Consider the following 15,830-nt stretch of genomic DNA (forward strand, 5'->3'; position numbering starts at 1 on the left):
GCCTCCTATGCCTCAGGTGCTGCGGGCCCAGCCCGCCATGGAGTACTGCCTGCGCGTCTCGCCGCGCGGCCGCTCGAAGCAGCGGCGCGCCGCGGTCGTCCGAGCGCGACATCGCCCGAGCCGCATGGCGTTGGCTTGCCGATGCCCCGGCACTCCCCGGTGGGTCATCGCGCGTCCTGTGGCGCGTACGTGCGCGCGACCAGCGCCTCGAGCACCGCGACGGTGAGTTCCGGTGCCCGCGTGCCGAGTTCGTCGGCGGTGACGGCGCCGCAGCGCAGGCCGCGCAGCACCGTGGTGGCGAGGGCTTCCGCGGTGGCGGGCTCATCGATTACGCCGCCGGAGCGCCGGTCCAGATAGGCCAGCAGGCGCGGGACGGCGACGTCGATGGCGGTGCGGAAGAAGTCGTAGGTGGCCAGCCAGCGGGTGATCAGGTGCCCGGGATGCATGTCCCAGCCCTGGTAATAGCCGCGCCGCAGGGCCCGCTCGACCAGACGATGGTGATTGCGCAACGCGCCTTCGGGATCGGCGTCCGGCACGATCTGGGTGGAGCCGTCACAGATCCACACCCCGGTCTGGGCGGCGGCGACCTGCATCACGGCCTTGGCGTGGTCGGCCGCCGGATGGTCGAGGGCCTGATCGGTGGCAGCGATGCCGCAGGCGGCGGTGTAGTCGTAGGTGCCGAAGTGCAGTGCGCTGCACCGCCCGTCGGCCAGGGTGATCATCCGGGAGATCGGCGCCGTGCCATCGGGGGCGATGATCGCCTGCGGGCTCTCGATCTGGAGTTCGAAACGCAGGGTCCGCTCGGGCAGCCCGTGCACCGCCTCGATCCCGGCGCAGAGATCGACGATCGCCGAGACCTGTTCGGCCGCGCGGATCTTCGGGACGGTGAACACGAAGCCGGGCGCGACCCCGCCCGCCGCGTCGAGCACGAGTTCGAGGGTCCGCAGGGCGCGCCTGCGCTCGGCGGCGGCCAATCCCTTGGTGCGAACGCCGAACGAGCTGGGAGCGCCGGGAGTACCGGCCCAGCTCGCCAAGGCCTTGCCCGCGGCGGCCGCGGCCGCGTCCTCCTCGTCGTCGGCGCGGAAACCGTAGCCGTCCTCGAAGTCGATCCGCAGATCCTGCACCGGCTGCTCGGTCAGCCTGCGGCGCACGGCCGACAGCGCGTCGGTGGCGTCGAGGCCGACGAGGAGATCGGCGTGCCGGTGCAGCAGCGCCAGCGCGGCCGCGCCCCACTCGGCGGGGGTGTCGGCATCGGCGCGGTCGGCGGCCACATAGGCGGTGTGCACCGGCTGGATCCGGTCACCCGCTCCCGGGTAGCGCGTCCGCAGACCGGCGTCGACGGCGTCGAGGGTGGCGTCGATGCGGGCGCGGATGTGCTCGGGTAGCTGGGAGTTCACCCGGCGGCTCCTTCCTGGATGAGCCGCCACACACGGTCGGCGGTCATCGGCAATCGGTCCGGTCGGGCGCCGACGGCGTCGCGGATCGCGTTCGCCAGGGCCGGCGCCACCGGGTTGTACGGGGACTCACTCATCGATTTGGCACCCAGCGGGCCCAACTCGTCACTGGTTTCGGCGAAATACACCTCCGTGCGGGGCAGGTCGGCGAACTGGGGAAGGTGATAGTGCCGCAGTGTCCGGGTGGTCACCACGCCCCGCTCGGTGCGCATGTCCTCGTAGAGCGCGGTACCCAGCGCCTGCGCCACCCCGCCCTCCACCTGACCGCGCAGCTGCACCGGATTGACCACGGTGCCCGCGTCGGCCACCTGGATCGATTGCAGGACGCGCACCTCGCCGGTGCCCGGCCGGACCGCCACCCGGAAGGCGTGCACATTGAAACTCACCGAGCGCGGGGTCCCCGCGTGGGTGCCGTGCGCGATCAGCTCCCCGTCGGCGAGCAGCTCCTCGGCGGTCATCAGCTCGGCGCCGCATCGCACCCCGGCCGCCGACAGCACGCAGTCGCGTTCCGGGTGCCCGCTGACCTTCGCGGCCCTGGCCAGCAGCATCGCGTGCAATTCCAGCGCCGCCGCGTAGGCGGCCTTGCCCGCGACCATGGTGCCGGTGGAACCGAACGCGCCGGTGTCGTGCCCGACGACGTCGGTGTCGGACTGCCGGATCCGGATCCGGTCGGCGGTCGTGGCCAGCGCGGTCGCGGCCAGCTGCGCGTGCACCGTGGTGGTGCCGTTGCCGAATTCCGCCGTGCCGACACCGATCTCGTAGGTGCCGTCGGGGAGCAGGCGGGCGGTGGCGTCGGCGTGGTGGCCGCGTGGGGGCACGGTGGCGATCATCGCCACGGCCATCCCCTCGCCGATGCGCCAATCCGGGTCCGGCGCGGTGACGCCGTTGCCCCGGCGCAGTGCCCGCTGGGCGGTGTCGAGGCACTGGTCGAGGCCGTAGCTGCCGAAGGTGAGGTCGCCCTCGTCGACTTCGGCGCCGGTGAACCGGTCGCCGGGAACGACGACATTGCGGCGCCGGAATTCGAACGGATCGATGCCGAGCTCCCTGGCCAGTTCGTCGATGGCCGACTCGACGCCGAAGATCACCTGGCCGAGCCCGTAGCCGCGGAACGCGCCGGAGGGAACGTTGTTGGTGTACACCGCCTGTGCGTCGACCCGCTTGTTCGGGCAGCGGTACACCGCCACCGATTCGCCGACGGCGTGGAACATCACGCCCGCGCTGTGGTTGCCGTAGGCGCCCGCGTCGGTGAGCACGTCGACCGAGAGCGCGGTCAGCAGGCCCGCAGCGTCGGCCGCCGCGGTGACCGCGACCCGCATCGGGTGCCGGCAGGTGGCGGAGGTGAATTCGTCGGTCCTGGTGAACTCGTACTGCACGGGATGCCCCGTCCGCAGCACCGCCAGCGCGATCAGATCCTCGGCCAGCATCTCCTGCTTGGCCCCGAAGCCGCCGCCGACCCTGGCCGCGAACACCCGCACCCGACCCCGATCGAGCCCGAACACGTGGCACAACTCGTCGCGCACCAGGAACGGCACCTGGGTACTCGACCGGACGACGAGCCTGCCGGTCTCGTCCAGCCAGCCGACACCGCCGTGGGTTTCCAGGTGCACGTGCTGCACCCGGGGCGAATGCCACACCCCGCGCACCACTTTCGCCGCACCATCGATTCCGGCCTCGAAATCACCGACCCCGCCGTGGATCTCGGCGACGAGATTGCGCTCCGGATCGGCGATCCGCGCCGACTCCGGCTTGTCGCCGTGCAGCTTCGGCGCGTCGGCCGCCAGCGCGGACTCGGGCTCGAAAACAGCTGGCAGCAGGTCGTATTCGACCCGCAGCGCGCGCACTCCGGCCTTGGCCGCGTCCAGGGTCTGCCCCACCACCGCGGCCACCCGCTGGCCCGCGAACCGCACCGTGCGATCGAGGACGAAGGTGTCGTCGGGATCGTCCTCCCGGAATTCGTGCCGTGCCGTCGAGAAGGCCGTGGCGGGCGCGTCCGCGTGGGTCAGGACCAGCCGCACCCCCGGAATCGCCTCCGCCGCGGCGGTATCGATGGACACGATCCGCGCGTGCGGATGCGGGCTGGTGAGCACGGCCAGATGCCACGGCGCGACGGGCGGCATCCGCTCGCCCGCCCCGGGCACCAGATCGAGGGTGAACGGTTCCGCGCCGCGCACGATCCGCGTGCTCGCCGGCGCCCGCACCCCGTCACCCATCTGGCCGGGACCGTGCTCGCGCCGCATCGTCGCATCGACCCGAGCCTCGACCGCCCCTACCGCGGCACCGCCCACCTCGGGCCCCACCACCGCGGACACGACGGTGACCTCGTCCTCCCCCGCCCCCGACTCCCCGGCGACATAGGAATCCACCGCCGGGCCCCTCGCGATCAGCGGTGCACCCGAACCCACCTGGTCGTCACTCGCGCCGACCATCTGGCCCTCCCCCGAGCCGGCCACCTGACCCGCGCCAAAGCCGGCCACATGATCGACTCCGGTCCGCGCGTCGACCTGCGAAGCGTCCGCCTTGTCGGCCGGAGATCCCTCCCTGCGATCGGCCGACCGCACCTCCTCGACGCCCGCACCGGACGACGACCTCGCTGCTGCCACGGCACCGCCCGGCCGATCCTCCCGATCATCGGCGGCCGTCTCCACAGGATGGGCGCTGCGGGATTCGCCGACATGGTCGCCCGCGCCGGGTGCGGGGGTGGACGTAGTTGTGCACAGTGATGCACAGGAGGCCGAGAGGGCGTCGGCGATGGCGCGATAGCCCGTGCAGCGGCACAGATTCCCCTTGAGCAGCTCGGCTCGCTCGGCGTCGATGACCGCGGACCGGTCGGCCTGCGCGGCGACCGGCGCGGTGGCGTCACCCCGACCGGCGGCCAGACCGGTCGCCGTGACCACCATTCCCGCAGTGCAGTAACCACATTGGAACCCGGCGTGCTCGACGAAGCCACGCTGCACCGCGTTCGGTCCGTCGGTATCGGCCAGGCCGGCGGCGGTGGTGACGCTGTGCCCGTCGGCGCGGTGCGCGGGAATCAGGCAGGAGTGGACCGGTTCGCCGTCGAGCAGGACCGAGCACGCGCCGCAATCGCCGGAGTCGCAGCCCCGCTTGACCGCGAGCTCGCCCTGTTCGCGCAGCAGGGTGCGCAAGCATTGCCCGGGACGCGCGGTCACCTCGACCGCGCGTCCGTCGATGTCCAGTCTCATGAACCACCTCCTGGTGCCGTGGTCAGCACGAGCCGGCCGCGCAGGCCGCCCTCGGCGAGCCGGGTGTGGGCCCGTACCGCCTGCTCCAGCGGCAGCGTGTCGGCCACCCGCAGGGTGAGGTCGTAGCCGGCGAGGGTGGCCAGGGCGGCACCGTCGGCGCTGATCCAGGCGTGGTGAACGCGGATGCCGCGCAACGGGATCGGGTCCGCACCAGCGACCACGGTGACGAACGAACCCCGGTTGCGCACCGCGGCCAGTGCCCTGGTGCTCAGCCCCGCGGTGTCCAGCACGGCGTCGACGCCGCCGGGCACCACCGCGCGCACCGCCTCGGCCAGATCGGTGGCCTCGCGCGACACCACCCACTCGGCGCCCAGTTCCCGCACCAGATCGGCATCGGCGTCGCCCACCTGGGCGACCACCCGCAGTCCGCGCCACCGCGCGGCGATCTCGACCGCGAACCCGCCCACCGCGCCGGCCGCACCGGTCACCAGCAGGGTGTCGCCCTCGGCGAGGTCGAGCAGATCCAGGGCCTGGACCGCGGTGAGGCCGTTCAACGGCAGGGTGGCCGCCTCGATCGCGGACCGTCCGGCGGGCGCGGGCGCCACCGCCGAGGCATCGAGCACCAGATAGTCGGCGTAGCTGCCCAGCGACCGGTCGAGCAGATCCCGCAGCCCGATCACCCGCTGACCGGCGACGAACCCCGTCACCCCGGCACCGACCTCGTCGATCTCGCCCGCCACGTCCCAGCCGATCCCCGTCACCGGGCGCGGCGCCATCAGCCCGGCCTCGACCAGGGCGCCCGCCCTGGTCACCGCGTCGACGGGATTCACCGCCGCCGCCGAGACCCGGATCCGGACCTGGCCCGGTCCGGGCGCGGGGACGGGAACGTCGACGAGTTCGAGTGCTTCCGGTCCGCCGAAACTGTGGACGACCACTGCGCGCATGATGATTTCTCTCTCTTCCGTAGGTACTTACCGAACCTAGGGAGAGCTACTCTCTATCGGGAAGTACGCACTGCGAAGTGCGTACCGCACGCGAGGGAGAGCCATGACCACACGCACCGCCGCCGAGCGCCGCGCCGAGGCGGGCGCGGCCTACAACGCCTACGTGGCCGAGTGCCCGGCCAGGCAGCTGCTGGACCGGATCGGCGACAAATGGGTCAGCCTGGCGATCAACGCGCTGGCCGAGGGCCCGCTGCGCTACAGCGAGGTCAACCAGCGACTGGCCGGTGTGAGCCAGAAGATGCTCACCCAGACCCTGCGCAATCTGGAACGCGACGGCCTGCTCGCGCGCACCGTGCTGCCCGAGGTGCCGGTCCGGGTGGAGTACCGGCTGACCCCGCTCGGCGAGGAACTGCTGCCGGTCATGCGGACCATCAAGGGCTGGGCCGAGCAGCACATGGATCAGGTGCTGCGCGCCCGCGCCGCCTATGACGCGCGGTCCTGAGCTCACGAGGACCCCCTGAGTTCGGCGGCCACCTCGGCGGCCAGCAACCCGGTGACGTGCGCGCGCCAGTCCGGCGCACCGTGCGGATCGTCGAACCACACCTGCGGCTCCAGCTCGGCCAGCGCGGCCGCGAGATCGAATTCGGTGGGCACTGTGTCGAAGTCGAGCACCACCGGCCGCACGGTCGCGGCGGTGACGGTGATCGCGCACCGTCCATCGGCCTCGCGCCTGCCCATCACCACCGCCCCGGAACGTCCGAGCGGGGCCAGCGCGATCTTGCGGAAACCGGTGCGCGCCACCAGACTCGCCGTCGGCACCAGGAACGAGCGGACGACGGCACCGGCGGCGAGAATGTTCTCGCCAGGGCCGGTGACGAAGTCCCGCAATGGAATTCGACGTTCCCCACCACCACGCGGCCAGATGACGGCCGTCGCGTCCAGCGCCACCAGCGCGCCGAGGACCGCACCGGCGGGCAGCGACAGGCAGACGTTCCCGCCGACCGTCGCGGTGCGCCAGATCTTGTGCGAGGCCAGCAGGGCCCGACAGGACTGCGCGAACAGCGCCGTCCCGGGCCACTCGGGCCGCAGGACGGCCGACCCCAGTTCCCGGCCGGGACGCGCGCCCGCGAAGTCGGCCAGCGTGCAGGTCGCGGCGATCTCGAGCCCGTCGCCGCGCTCCAGCATCGGCGCCCAGCCGAGGGTGGTGATGTCGACGAGCCGGTCGAGCCGATCGTGCGGTTCGGAGAACAGGAACGTGCCACCGGCCAGGACCGCGCTCCCGGCGCCGACCTGGGCCAGGTCGGCGCGATCACGGGCGAGAACCACCTCTCGAACAGTGTCCAGATCCACGTTCACCTCGCTTACCTCACCGGCCACAGTAGGGGCCGGGAGTTGCCACGATGTTGCGCGACGCCCGCCGCAGATTGCGCGGCGGTTAACCCGGTGTACGCCCTCCAGTGTGCGCCGAAAGGGCAGCTCAGCGCACCTGGACGCACTCACGCGCCGGCCAGCAGGGTGGCCTGGGCCTGGGCGACGTCGGCCCCGGCGGACGCCTCGTCCACGGTGGTGACGACCCCGTCGCGCACCACTTCGCGCCCGTCGACGAGCAACGCGGCCAGCGGCGGCGCCGACCCGAGCACCAGCGCCACGACCGGGTCCTCGATCCCCGCGTGCGCCGGAGTGTCGAGCCGCCACAGCGCCAGATCGGCCAGCTTGCCCGGCTCGATCGACCCGATCTCGGCGGCCCGGCCCAGCACCCGCGCCCCGCCCATCGTCGCCAGCTCCAGCGCGGCGCGCACGGTCATCGCGCGTGGCCCGCCGACGGCCCGCGCGTACAGCAGCGCGTTGCGCGGTTCCTCGATCATCGAACTCGACTCGTTGCTGGCCGCGCCGTCGACACCCAGCCCGACCGGCACCCCGGCGGCCACCAGATCCGCGGTCCGTGCGATGCCAGCGCCCAGCCTGCCGTTGGAGGTGGGGCAGTGCGCGACGCCGGTCCCGGTGCGCGCCATCGCGGCGATCGCCGGATCGTCGAGGTGCACGGCGTGGGCGAACCAGACGTCGTCACCGAGCCAGCCCAGCTGTTCCATGTACTGCGCGGGGGTACACCCGAAGCTCGACCGGCAGAAGTCCTGCTCGTCGACGGTCTCGGCCAGGTGGGTGTGCAGCCGCACGCCCGCCGACCTGGCCAGCGCGGCCGATTCCCGCATCAGGTCCGCCGTCACCGAGAACGGCGAGCACGGCGCGAGCGCGATTCGCACCATCGCGTCGAAGGACGGATCGTGCCACTGCTCGATCGCCGCGCTGCTCGCGGCCAGGATGTCGTCGATCGACTCGACCACGTCGTCGGGCGGCAGCCCGCCCTTGCTCTGCCCCAGATCCATCGACCCACGCGCCGGATGGAACCGCAGCCCGACCGCCGACGCCGCCCCGATCTCGGCGGCCAGCAGATCGCCGCCTGAGCGCGGGAAGACGTAGTGATGGTCCGAGGACGTGGTGCAGCCGCTGCGCGCCAGCGAGATCAGCGCGCCGGTCGCCGCCACCCGCACCGACTTCTCGTCGATCCGCGCCCACACCGGATACAGCGTGGTCAGCCATTCGAACAGGGTGTTGTCGGCGGCCAGCCCACGGGTGATCCACTGATACAGGTGGTGGTGGGTGTTGACCAGCCCCGGCGTGAGCACGCAGCCGCGCCCGTCGATCCGCGCCACCGACGGCCCGAATTCCGGCGGCGCGCCCGCGCCGATCGCGTCGATCCGGTTGCCCCGCACCGTGACCCAGCCGTCGCGGTATTCGGTGCCGACCGCGTCGACGGTCACCACCGCGCAACCGGCGATCAGCAGATCGGGCGCGCTCACGGCTGCCATGCGATGCCCGCCTCCGGTGCGTCCGCGCGCTGCAAGGTCGCGTGGATGGAGCCGTACGGGCGGTCCGCCGCCCAGAAGACCTCACCGTTGTTCTCGATCCCGAATCGGGCGAGGTCGTAGTCGAAATGGTGTTTGTTCGGCGCCGACAACCGGATCTCGGCGAGCACCGGGAATCGTTGCAGCGCGGCGGTACCCATCGCGTGCAGGGTCTGCTGCAAGGCCTTGGAGTAGGTCGTCGCGAACAGCTCGAGCAGCGTGGTCCTGATGCCGTCGTACACCTCGTCCCAGTCGAATCCGCTGATCTCGGCGAAGCGCCACTGCACGATCAGCGAGGTGGCCAGCACCCGGTCGTGGGTGGGCGCCAGGGTCGTGTACTCGTCGGTGAGGAAGTCGGCGAACTCCGACCCGGTGGACTTGAGCACCACCAGGTCCTTGATCCCGCCGATCACCCAGGTGCGCTGATCAGCGCCGGTGCCCGCGACGGTCACCGCGGCGGTGCGCACCTCCGGCCCCTGCCGCACCCAGGTGTGATCGTGCTCCTCGGCCCCGATCGAGACCCGCTGCCACCCATAGGAATCCACATCGATGCGCGCGCTCGTCACCGGCTCCACGGTGTCGGTGAAATGCTTGGCCAGCGCGATCGCGTACTCCTCGACGGTGTCGAGTCCGGGTCGCTTCGCGAAGACGTAGGCCATGTTCTTCTGGGTGTCGGTGGGCAGGACGTGACGCTGGTCACCCTCGGTGTAGGCCGCCGCGAAATCACCACGGAGCGTGGTCGAGACGTTCACGTCACGGATCTCGTGGCGCGCGTTCTGCTTGTGGAAACGCACAACCCGGTTCTCGGCCTTGCCGTAGCGGTTGTCGGTCAGCTCGATCGGACCACTCAATGCCATCTGTTCGCTCAGCTCCCTCGGTAGGTGGAATAGGAGAACGGCGACAACAGCAGCGGCACATGCAGATGCGGCTGCTCACCCACCGTGAACGCGACGCAGACCTCGGGATAGAAGGTCTCGACTCCCTGCGCCGCGAAATAGCTACCGGTATCGAAGAACAGGCGGTAATCGCCCGGATTCAACCCGGCGGCAAGTTCTTTCACCCGGCCGTCGGCATCGGTCAGCGCCTCGGTGAGGCGCTGCTCGCCACGCGTCAGCCACACGGCGACGCCCGCCGCGGGCACACCGCGCACGGCGTCGAGCACGTGCGTGCTCAGCCCGGTCACGACGCCGCCACCAATCGGGCCAGGCGGAGCCGGTTGATCTTCCCCAGTTCGGTGCGCATGACCTGCCTCTCGGTCGACGGATCGTTGTCCAGCCGCGCCCGCAGGACGGCGAGCAACTCCTCGCCGCCGCGTCCCGCCGCGCAAACCAGATAGATATGGCCGAACTTGGCCTCGTAGTCGCGGTTGCCCGCGGCCAGCGCGGCCTTGACGGCGTCGCCGGCGACGCCGGCCTGCTCGCGGGCCGAGGCCGCCGAGGTGGGGCGATCCCCGATCCGCGGGTGACCGGCCAGCGCCGCGTCGATCTCGGCGTCATCGAGCGCGGCCGAGGCGGCATCGGCCGCCGCCAGCAGCGCGTCCGTGCTGGGGTAGGGCCGCGCCGCGGCGATCGCCCGCGCCCAGCCCGGTGCGGAGCAACAGGCAAGCAATGCCGTCTCGGCGGCCGCGGCGGGGAGTTCGTTGAATCCCGCGAGGCCGATCGCTTCGCTCGTCATCGATCCAGCATCTCCCCATCCCCGGCCACGGGCCACCGATGTGCGGTCGGTCACGTCGGCGTGTCGTCGTCCTCGCGCTGCCCTGCCGTAATCGAGCGGCAACATTGCGCCATTACTTTCACCGCTATGCCCCCGATCGACCCGCCCGTGCCGTCGGCGTGCACGGGCGTCGTCCTCGCGGCGGGCGCGGGCACCCGCTACGGCAAACCCAAGGCACTCGCCGAGGACGGCGCCTGGCTGCGCGCGGCGATCACCGCCCTGCGCGACGGCGGCTGCGATCCGGTGATCGTTCTGCTCGGTGCCACCGGCCCCGATCCGGCCGTCGTCGGGCTGCCGCCAGGCACCGAGTGGCGCTGGGTCGCGGACTGGGCCACCGGGCTGTCGGCGACGGTGCGCGCCGGCTTGCGCGCGGCCACCGCTGCGGGCACCCGGTATGTGGCGTTCCTGCCCGTCGACACTCCCGATATCGGGGCCGATGTGGTCGCGCGGGTACTCGCCGCGGCCCGGGCGAGCGAGAGCGGGCTGGCACGCGCTGTGTTCTCCGACACACCCGGTCACCCCGCTGTGATCGAGAACAAGCACTGGGACGCCATTTCGGCAGCGACCGTAGGCGATGTGGGAGCCGGTTCCTATTTGGGCACCAGTCAGGATATGGTGTGCGTCACGTGCGACGACTTGGCGACAGGGAACGATCGCGATTTCCCGGTAGTCGGCGCACGGTGATCGGAGTTTTGAGATATGCGCGATATCCTCGATGACCTTCTGCGAGTGTGGCATTCGGGCCGTACCGGCGGCCTCGCCACCGTGGTCCGTACCATCGGCACGAACGCGCTGCCGATCGGGTCGGGAATGCTCGTCACACCCAATGGCGGAGTCTTCGGATCCATTGCTTCCGGGCGCCTGGAGGAGACGGTCTACGAGGCGGCACTGGAAGCCGCGCAGACCGGGATCCGGCAACTCCGTCGCTACAGCCTGATCACCGGAATGGAATCGGGATCCGACGACGGCGAACTCGTCGACATCTTCATCGAGCCGTTCTCCTGCCGCGATTTCCCGGAATTCCCCGCTATCGCCGCCGATATCCAGGCCCATCGCCGGGTCACCGTGTTCACCGTGGTGTGGAACCAGGATCCCGACGTCATCGGTCAGCATCTGGTCACCGACCGCAAGCACGCCACCGAGCTCGTCGCGCTGCCCGAGTCCGACCTGTTCGTCGCCTCCTACTGCCCGCCGCCGCGCCTGATCATCTTCGGCGCCAACGCCTATGCCGCCACCCTGGCCGCGCAGGCCCGGATGATCGGCTACCGGGTCAGCATCTGCGATTCGCGTCCAGAGTTCGCCGACCCGGCCTCGTTCCCCGGGGCCGAGGTCGTCGTGGACTGGCCGCACCGCTACCTCAACACCCTCTCCGCCGCGGGCGAGATCGACAGCAGCACCGGCATCGTGGTGCTGGCCAACGAGCCGCGCTTCGAGATCCCACTGCTCACCGTCGCCTTACGACTACCCGAGCTGGGCTACCTCGCCGCGCTCGGCACCCCCGCCGACCAGGCCCGTCGCCTCGACGACCTGCGCGCGGGCGGCTTCGACGAGCCCACCCTGGCCCGCCTGCACGTGCCCGCCGGCCTCGAATCGGGCCCGCGCACCCCGGCCGAGACGGCCGTCTTCGTCACCGCCGACTTCCTCGCCTCCCGCGCGGGCCTGCGCCTGGCCGCCCGCCGCGACTTCGGATCGGCGACGGTCGGCCTGGCGATCTAGGACGCTTCGTACCCGATGGTCACCGGGCCGCGCCCGAAGTCTCGGCGACCACAGCACGAATAGCCGCGTCAACTCCACCAGTTGTTGCTAGCGGGGTAGCCGTGGCTCGACTGGGACAAGGAGCGCAACCGCCGCACGCTGCGGTATCGTCGCCGACAGTCAGTCAGTCAGTCACGACAGGGTCTCCAGATTGCAGGCCGGGAGGTCCTTGCTCAATTTGGTGGTGGGGGTGCCGGTGAACACACACACCGAGCGGGACGAAATCGCTCGGATCAACGCCGAGTTAGCGCAGTATCGGGGTCGGTCGAGGTCTTCCGATGGGGCGGTCGCGATCGAGGTAGACCCATCGGGGTACATCACAAGCATCTATATCGCCGACTATGCGATGGACGGCGGCCCGGATCGACTCGCCGAGCTGATCGCGGACCGACACCGGGTCGCGATGAATGACGTTCAACAGCAAGCACTTCGACTGTACGAGTCGAAGCGGCCGGTCGAGCGAGACGAGGCGCGAGCTCCCGATTCGTCGATCACCGACGAACACGCTAATCACAAGTACATTCCATCGCATCTGAGACGGTGAATCGCTGTGTCCATGGATATCAATCCGGAACGGATGCGACAGTTGGCCAATGATGTAAGAACTAATGCGGATGCGATAGCAGCGATTGTGCCAATCGTCAAGGAACAGCGGGACAATGCCCGGGACCCCGAGTACGGAATGAAGAATTCCGACCTTGCTACAAAACTACAAGAAGTGCTGGAAGCGTTCGACCTGGTCGTCAACTATGAGGTACAGATGGTTCAGAATTTCTGCACCGACACCGAATTCGTTGCCGGTATTCAGGAAGAGCTTGATCGCCGGATAGCGGAAGATATTGCCAACCAGACAGCGGACATCGACGGGCAGGCCCCGCGATGAGCCGTGAGCCACTCACGGTGCCGACGGTGCTCGGCTGGGACCTTTCCCACATAGACCAGGCAGCAGTTCAGCTCGGGCGGTGCGCAACAATCATGTACACAGAGGCCGCGTCCCTGCGAAACAAAATCGGCTGGTCGATCGACTATTTCAAAAGCGAGGCCGGCACCGCAGCGCGTGATCGCGGAGAAACTCTCAGGGTCGAAATCTATGCGGTTGCGGCCCTGTTGAATCAGATCGCGCAAGAGATTTCAACACGAAGTTCGAGCATAAAATCGAATATTGCGACCATCAAAGCAGCCATGAACGGGGTAAATTCGTCACGCTGGTCGCTCTACGTGGAGGACGACGGCACCGTCGACAGCCGCAAATCCAATGCAGAAATTTTGGTCAAATACGGCCCAATGGGACTTTCAAACAAGAGCTCCGAAGAGTCGGACTACGAAGCCCAGATAAAGGGCGCACTGGACAACATTCTGCGAGACGACTTGATCGGCGGCGAAGAAATTGCGCGGGCCCTCGAGGCACTGCCCGATTCCATCAAGTCACGCGTCGGCCCGTCGCCACATGCGACCGACCCGAAGCTTCAACAGATACTACTCGACTATCAGGTACCCGTTTCCAGCGCACCCCCACAGCTGTGGCCGACGGGCGCTACGTTGGACCTGATCAGGACCGCCGATCCCAGCTACCAGCCGGTGGTCATGTCACAAGAAGAGGTAGCCGCGATGGAACTGCTCCTGCTCGACAAGGGGCCATTTGCGATCTACCGATTCACGGAGATAAAGAACGACGCGAGCACTCTCTCCGGCCAGCTATACCCTGGAACATTCGATGACGGACAAGGCGATGCCTTCCGGCATTCCTACTGGAATGCCCGAATGACGCAAGAATTCGGGCCGACCTGGACGGCTGCGTATGCCAGCGCCCACGAGATGTCCGGCGGGAACGTACCGCAACGGGAGGCGATGGACCTGTACAATAACGAGCGCGGTCGCGACGTGGCAATGGCAAATCCCGGCGCCAGCCCGGAAGAATTGCAAACGATTATTCAGTCAGAGATATCCAAAGGCAATCTACTCGTTCTCGAGACACGCGGCACTGAAGGAGGCCAGCACGGCAATGCACTGGCCTACAGTAACATCCCAGCAGATCGCACAAGCAAAGCACCAGGCGTCGGGGTACCGCTGCCAGGAGGCCGCTGATGTGGCGTAGATCTTTCATTCCAATCGCCGCGTTCAGCGTGATCTTCTTTATCTGTTCCGGATGTGCGTTGAGTTCCGATCGGCATGCGACCGACTCACCTCGTAATTGCGTTTCAGAGCTCTCTTTCCCCACAAGAAATGAGACGCTCGGCTCCGGCATGATGTTTCGCAAAGAGAACAATGCGGCAGCCGATCGAGGTGAACCGACAACCCTTCGCACTATCACTCGTGCCGCGCAGTGGTCGGACAACTGGGATCGAGTTGTCGAAGTACGACCAAATATCACACCAGAGCAGCTGGATCAAGCTACCGGAACCAGTGGAATATGTTGGAAGGACATTCCAAAAGACTCGATTGGTGACGATGTTCTCCCGGAGGGCTACTACCTATTTCTCGACGGACCTACCCCCAAACAGACCGCGTCATGGTGGGAGCTGAGCAACAGGCCCCTGGACTTCGCTGGGGCTGCGTCGATACTGGCGGACGCGCCACTGGTGAAATCGGACCGCTGTCGCTGCCTTCGACCGCAATAGCCGCTCGATCAGGATGTCGGCCTCGACCACAGACCTCAGGTCCTGGTCGAGGCCGACACGGTATGTCGTTCTGGGCCCGAGTGCGCTGACCCGAGCTGAGCCACCTGGCCGAGGACTACTTCAACCCGGGGTTCTCGGCGTAGACCTCGCGCAGGATCGACAGGTCGAACAGCTGCTCGGCCTTGATGTCGATCTTCGCGGTGCGCAGCGCGGCGATGTTCTGCTCGATCAGCGCGTCGGTCATCGACAGCAGGCCGTCGGTCTTGGTCGAGGCCGAGACGACCAAGTCGTTCTGCGCGATGGCCTCCTTGGTCTGCTCGCCGAGCTCGAGCTTCTGGTCCTTGCCGTAGACCTCGACGGCCAGCCGGGCCGACTCGGCGGGATCGGCGACGGCGTCCTTCCAGCCCTTGATCTCCGCGATCAGGAACGCCTTGAGCTTGTCGCGCTCGGAGTCGATCGTGTTCTGGGTGACCGTCAGCGTCTCCGCGACCAGCGGCAGGCCGAAATCGGCGAACAGGAAGTGGCTGTTGGCGAAGCCCTTGGCGGCCAGGGTGATCGGCTCGTTGGTCACGTAGCTGACCCAGCCGTCGACCTCGCCGTTGGCCAGCGGTGTCGGGTCGAACTGCGCGGGCACCACCGTCACCTCGCCCGGCTTGATCCCGTTGGCGGCCAGCAGGGCGCTGAAGATCAGCTGGTTGGTGTCCTGCACGCCGATCCTGCGGCCCTTCATGTCCGCGGGCGAGGTGATGGGCTTGCCCGCCGAGCTGACGATCGCGAACGGATTCTTCTGATAGGTCGCGCCGACGATCTTGGCGGGTAGTCCTTCCAGGATCGCGGGCGCGGTGGTCTGCGGCGCGGACAGCCCGATCCACACCTTCCCGGTATCGAGCCCGGCTTCCACCGAGGTACTCGCCGCACCACCCGCGATGAGGTCTACCGCACCGAATCCCGCATCCTTGAAATATCCCTTCGAATCGGCGAAATACTCGCCCGCGAATTCGATGTTCTTCAGCCACGACAACTGCACCGCGACCTTGCCGTATTTCGAACCGTCATCGGTCGAGCCGTTCGAGGAACTGCCCGAACTGCCACCGCACGCGGCGAGCAGACCCGCCCCACCGAGCGCGGCGCCGGTCAGCGCGGAATAGCGGAGAAAGGAACGACGGTCGATACTGTTCATGCGCCGAATGTAGTTTCGCCGCGTTTCGTACTCTTTGCGTCCGCGTTCCGCCGCTATTCCCTC

16 protein-coding genes are annotated in these 15,830 nt (G+C 68.7%); 6 read left to right on the top strand and 10 right to left on the bottom strand.

From position 1 onward, the window contains the following. Positions 1-12: 12 nt before the first annotated feature. Genes ATM97_RS32540 through ATM97_RS32560 form a run of 4 tightly spaced genes read right to left on the bottom strand, consistent with a single transcriptional unit; the run spans position 13 to position 5,598 of the window. On the bottom strand, positions 13-168 hold the full coding sequence (locus ATM97_RS32540) for a hypothetical protein (protein WP_218722042.1): 156 nt from the start codon (positions 166-168) through the stop codon (positions 13-15). Further along, a complete protein-coding gene (locus ATM97_RS32545) occupies positions 165-1,397 on the bottom strand; it encodes an aldolase/citrate lyase family protein (protein ID WP_218722043.1) in 1,233 nt (410 codons plus the stop codon). The genes ATM97_RS32540 and ATM97_RS32545 overlap by 4 nt, the downstream gene beginning before the upstream one ends. Then, positions 1,394-4,654, bottom strand: coding sequence for a molybdopterin-dependent oxidoreductase (locus tag ATM97_RS32550; RefSeq protein WP_255588738.1), 3,261 nt, complete (start codon positions 4,652-4,654; stop codon positions 1,394-1,396). Before ATM97_RS32550 ends, ATM97_RS32545 begins: the two co-directional genes overlap by 4 nt. Then, on the bottom strand, positions 4,651-5,598 hold the full coding sequence (locus ATM97_RS32560) for an NADP-dependent oxidoreductase (RefSeq protein WP_218722044.1): 948 nt from the start codon (positions 5,596-5,598) through the stop codon (positions 4,651-4,653). The genes ATM97_RS32550 and ATM97_RS32560 overlap by 4 nt, the downstream gene beginning before the upstream one ends. 103 nt (positions 5,599-5,701) lie before the next feature. On the opposite strand from ATM97_RS32560, the gene ATM97_RS32565 reads away from it, so the two are divergent. Then, positions 5,702-6,100, top strand: coding sequence for a helix-turn-helix domain-containing protein (locus tag ATM97_RS32565; RefSeq protein WP_218722045.1), 399 nt, complete (start codon positions 5,702-5,704; stop codon positions 6,098-6,100). A 2-nt stretch (positions 6,101-6,102) separates the two neighbouring features. On the opposite strand, the gene ATM97_RS32570 is transcribed toward ATM97_RS32565, so the two are convergent. From ATM97_RS32570 to uraD, 5 genes are all read right to left on the bottom strand, one after another. After that, on the bottom strand, positions 6,103-6,948 hold the full coding sequence (locus tag ATM97_RS32570; RefSeq protein ID WP_218722206.1) for a xanthine dehydrogenase family protein subunit M: 846 nt from the start codon (positions 6,946-6,948) through the stop codon (positions 6,103-6,105). A 146-nt stretch (positions 6,949-7,094) separates the two neighbouring features. Continuing rightward, positions 7,095-8,465, bottom strand: a complete 1,371-nt coding sequence (locus tag ATM97_RS32575; protein WP_218722046.1) for an 8-oxoguanine deaminase — start codon at positions 8,463-8,465, stop codon at positions 7,095-7,097. Next, positions 8,453-9,358, bottom strand: coding sequence for a factor-independent urate hydroxylase (gene pucL / locus ATM97_RS32580; RefSeq protein WP_218722047.1), 906 nt, complete (start codon positions 9,356-9,358; stop codon positions 8,453-8,455). Before pucL ends, ATM97_RS32575 begins: the two co-directional genes overlap by 13 nt. An 8-nt stretch (positions 9,359-9,366) precedes the next feature. Then, positions 9,367-9,684 (bottom strand): hydroxyisourate hydrolase, encoded by a 318-nt coding sequence (uraH, locus tag ATM97_RS32585; protein ID WP_218722048.1) that lies wholly within the window; start codon positions 9,682-9,684, stop codon positions 9,367-9,369. After that, positions 9,681-10,175 carry a 2-oxo-4-hydroxy-4-carboxy-5-ureidoimidazoline decarboxylase gene (uraD, locus tag ATM97_RS32590; RefSeq protein WP_218722049.1) on the bottom strand — a complete coding sequence of 165 codons (495 nt, stop codon included), beginning with the start codon at positions 10,173-10,175 and terminating at the stop codon, positions 9,681-9,683. The genes uraH and uraD overlap by 4 nt, the downstream gene beginning before the upstream one ends. A 126-nt stretch (positions 10,176-10,301) precedes the next feature. Here uraD and ATM97_RS32595 point away from each other — a divergent pair, with 126 nt between their 5' ends. The 5 genes from ATM97_RS32595 to ATM97_RS32615 all read left to right on the top strand — a co-directional run bounded on the left by ATM97_RS32595 (position 10,302) and on the right by ATM97_RS32615 (position 14,054). Beyond that, positions 10,302-10,898 (top strand): NTP transferase domain-containing protein, encoded by a 597-nt coding sequence (locus ATM97_RS32595; protein WP_218722050.1) that lies wholly within the window; start codon positions 10,302-10,304, stop codon positions 10,896-10,898. A 15-nt stretch (positions 10,899-10,913) separates the two neighbouring features. Next, positions 10,914-11,930, top strand: a complete 1,017-nt coding sequence (locus ATM97_RS32600; protein ID WP_218722051.1) for an XdhC family protein — start codon at positions 10,914-10,916, stop codon at positions 11,928-11,930. Positions 11,931-12,165: 235 nt separating this feature from the next. After that, on the top strand, positions 12,166-12,513 hold the full coding sequence (locus tag ATM97_RS32605; protein WP_218722052.1) for a YbaB/EbfC family nucleoid-associated protein: 348 nt from the start codon (positions 12,166-12,168) through the stop codon (positions 12,511-12,513). 12 nt (positions 12,514-12,525) lie between these two features. Beyond that, the gene (locus tag ATM97_RS32610; RefSeq protein ID WP_218722053.1) at positions 12,526-12,852 is read left to right on the top strand and encodes a hypothetical protein; all 327 of its coding nucleotides are present in this window, start codon (positions 12,526-12,528) and stop codon (positions 12,850-12,852) included. 26 nt (positions 12,853-12,878) lie between these two features. Next, entirely contained in the window at positions 12,879-14,054 is a 1,176-nt protein-coding gene (locus ATM97_RS32615; protein WP_218722054.1) for a hypothetical protein, read from the top strand. Between the two features lie 648 nt (positions 14,055-14,702). On the opposite strand, the gene ATM97_RS32620 is transcribed toward ATM97_RS32615, so the two are convergent. Further along, entirely contained in the window at positions 14,703-15,767 is a 1,065-nt protein-coding gene (locus tag ATM97_RS32620) for an ABC transporter substrate-binding protein (protein WP_218722055.1), read from the bottom strand. Positions 15,768-15,830: the final 63 nt, after the last annotated feature.

The sequence above is a fragment of the Nocardia sp. MH4 genome (assembly GCF_019266065.1).
In the GTDB taxonomy this organism is placed as follows: domain Bacteria; phylum Actinomycetota; class Actinomycetes; order Mycobacteriales; family Mycobacteriaceae; genus Nocardia; species Nocardia canadensis.

Coding starts and splice junctions, on each gene's coding strand:
- ATM97_RS32550 (WP_255588738.1), bottom strand. CDS start 4,654: ATGAGACTGGACATCGACGGACGCGCGGTCGAGGTGACCGCGCGTCCC.
- ATM97_RS32595 (WP_218722050.1), top strand. CDS start 10,302: ATGCCCCCGATCGACCCGCCCGTGCCGTCGGCGTGCACGGGCGTCGTC.
- ATM97_RS32565 (WP_218722045.1), top strand. CDS start 5,702: ATGACCACACGCACCGCCGCCGAGCGCCGCGCCGAGGCGGGCGCGGCC.
- ATM97_RS32575 (WP_218722046.1), bottom strand. CDS start 8,465: ATGGCAGCCGTGAGCGCGCCCGATCTGCTGATCGCCGGTTGCGCGGTG.
- ATM97_RS32620 (WP_218722055.1), bottom strand. CDS start 15,767: ATGAACAGTATCGACCGTCGTTCCTTTCTCCGCTATTCCGCGCTGACC.
- ATM97_RS32610 (WP_218722053.1), top strand. CDS start 12,526: ATGGATATCAATCCGGAACGGATGCGACAGTTGGCCAATGATGTAAGA.
- ATM97_RS32600 (WP_218722051.1), top strand. CDS start 10,914: ATGCGCGATATCCTCGATGACCTTCTGCGAGTGTGGCATTCGGGCCGT.
- ATM97_RS32540 (WP_218722042.1), bottom strand. CDS start 168: ATGACCCACCGGGGAGTGCCGGGGCATCGGCAAGCCAACGCCATGCGG.
- uraD (WP_218722049.1), bottom strand. CDS start 10,175: ATGACGAGCGAAGCGATCGGCCTCGCGGGATTCAACGAACTCCCCGCC.
- ATM97_RS32560 (WP_218722044.1), bottom strand. CDS start 5,598: ATGCGCGCAGTGGTCGTCCACAGTTTCGGCGGACCGGAAGCACTCGAA.
- pucL (WP_218722047.1), bottom strand. CDS start 9,358: ATGGCATTGAGTGGTCCGATCGAGCTGACCGACAACCGCTACGGCAAG.